The following is a 2,421-nucleotide window of genomic DNA, read 5'->3' on the forward strand; positions in this document are numbered from 1 at the left end:
AGCTGGTATTAACTTTCCAAAATATAGATCGCGAAACCTGTTAACTAGTAGCGAAATGTCATTTGATTAAGCCTGACCAGTCAGGCTTTTTTTGTGCTCTAGATCACGAGAATTAACGACAAACAGCACGACATATCTTGTAGTTTCTAAACTGATACTGTAGTTTTGCAAACGTTCCCAATTTTTAGGTAAGTTTTGATGTCTGTTGAGCACTATCTCTCCCTTTGTGGAGGCAAATACAATGTAACTCGGGTTTTAATTCCTGATGACCAGCTCATTTTTGCGGTCGCTGACCAAGCTTTGGTCGCGGAGAATGACCTTATCACCGAGATAAGGCATGTCCTTGGTGAGTGTCAGGTGGTGTTTAAGCGGGCTTCTTCATTTGATGATGACGCCTTGCTCGAAGTTGGCCGACAGATCGCAAAGAACCAACAGCAGGCGTTGGCCCCTCGGTTAGAACCAGTATCGTGTCCTCATCGCCCGAGTTGGCATATTTCGCCGCCTCAAGGTCTGCTCAATGACCCAAATGGGTTTATCTATCATAATGGTGAGTATCATCTGTTTTATCAGTGGTATCCCCATGCGTGCGTACACAAAGATAAGTACTGGGCGCATTTGACGAGTCGTGACTTAGTGAATTGGCAATGGCAACCTGTAGCTCTTACTCCGTCTGATTGGTTTGATTCTCATGGCGTGTTTTCTGGCCATGCATTAAGTCATGAAAACCAACTGATGTTGTTCTATACCGGAAACACTCGAATCGGAGAACAACGTGATCGCCACACAACTCAATGTTTAGCGACTTCTGATGATGGGATTCATTTCGTTAAACATGGCCCTGTTATCGACTCGCTTCCACAAGGCGTTACACCGCACATTCGAGATCCTAAGATTGTTCGGATTGGAGACGAGTGGCTTATGTTGCTTGGCGCTCAAACAGAAGAGTTAAAAGGTCGATTGGCTATCTATACTTCATTGGATCTTAAACAGTGGCAGTTCAAAGGTCTTTTCGGTGAAGAGTTCGGAGACTTTGGTTATATGTGGGAATGTCCTGACCTATTTACGCTAGGTGCTGAGACATTCGCTGTGATTGGTCCTCAGGGGATCACATCATTTTCTGAGCACAACACGATTCCTCACCACAATGGCATCGCCAAGGCTAAGTTTGATGCACAAAAAGGCCTCCAGCTGAGTGATTTCGTTCACCTCGATTACGGATTTGATTTCTATGCGCCACAAACCATGTTGACCCCTGATGGTAGGCGAGTCATGTGTGGTTGGATGGGCCTTCCCGATGAAGTGGATCAACCTTCCTCTGACAATGGTTGGGTGCACCAATTAACCGCGATGAGAGAGCTTACTGTCAAAGATGGATGTTTAATTCAGTGGCCGATCAAAGAGGTAGACCAACTAGCGCAAGCTGAACAATCTATTTCAATTACGTCAGAACGTTATGATTTGGAAACCAAAGCATTTGACTTGACGGTCAGTTTAGAGTGGGGGAGCGAGTTGCGTTTATTCGAAAGTGATGAGCACGCTTTGATACTAAAAGCAGATTTAGAGACGAACTCTTTAGTCATGGACCGCTCTAAAACACTCAATCGCGCACAAGATACGATTCGCGAATTGCCACTTACATCAAGCACAGTAGAGCTACGTATTCTGGCAGATAATTCGTCTATCGAAGTGTTTGTAAATGGCGGGCAAGCGGTGATGACGTCACGTGCGTTTACCGCTGAAAATGCAACGGGTATGTCAGTGATTGGTGCTGAAACAAAGGCAGTTGTGAGACGATTAAGCTCAGCATATGCGCCATTCCGTATCAGCTAAGATTATAAAACAGCGATAAATGAAAAGGGCCCCAAGTTAATTGCTTCGGGCCCTTGTTTATTCCAATTAGCTAATACTAATTTATATATTCAAGCAGCGCCTGTTGAGTTGGCAGGGCTGTCATGGCACCTTTCTGTGTTGTGGCCAGTGCGCCGCAGCCATTTGCCCATAGGACTGCTGCCTCAATCGTACTGTCATTCGCCCATTGGTTACTTTGTGCCAGTTTTGCAAGTAAGCCACCAACAAAAGCATCGCCTGCACCTGTGGTATCAATAGGCTTAACAGCTTGACCAGAAATCAGGCGCTGTTGATTGTTAAATACCACCAGTGCTCCCTTAGCGCCTTGAGTGACCAGAACTAACGTATTGTTGTACTTTTCTATCGCCTTCAAGCCCTGCTCTAAAGAGTCGGTATCCGTTAAAAACATCAGTTCATCGTCAGAGAACTTCACTACGTCTGCCAGTTCAATTGCTTGATTGACTACTGGTTTGAGTTCAGTTGGGTCAGCCCAGACTTCCTCACGAAGGTTAGGGTCAAAACTAACGAAACCACCAACGGTTTTGATTTGACGCATAGCTTGTAATGTTGCGC

At 45.4% G+C, this 2,421-nt stretch carries 2 protein-coding genes; one reads left to right on the forward strand and one right to left on the reverse strand.

Features of this window, described 5'->3' with window-relative positions; genetic code table 11:
• The first annotated feature begins 198 nt into the window (after positions 1–198).
• A complete protein-coding gene (locus tag QTO00_RS18075; RefSeq protein WP_331426016.1) occupies positions 199–1,830 on the forward strand; it encodes a glycoside hydrolase family 32 protein in 1,632 nt (543 codons plus the stop codon).
• A 76-nt stretch (positions 1,831–1,906) separates the two neighbouring features.
• Here the strand turns inward: QTO00_RS18075 and QTO00_RS18080 are convergent.
• Positions 1,907–2,421, reverse strand: a 515-nt coding sequence (locus tag QTO00_RS18080; protein WP_331426017.1) for a PfkB family carbohydrate kinase, incomplete at its 5' end; no start/stop codon positions are given.

Source organism: Vibrio sp. M260118 (assembly GCF_036533755.1).
Taxonomy (GTDB): domain Bacteria; phylum Pseudomonadota; class Gammaproteobacteria; order Enterobacterales; family Vibrionaceae; genus Vibrio.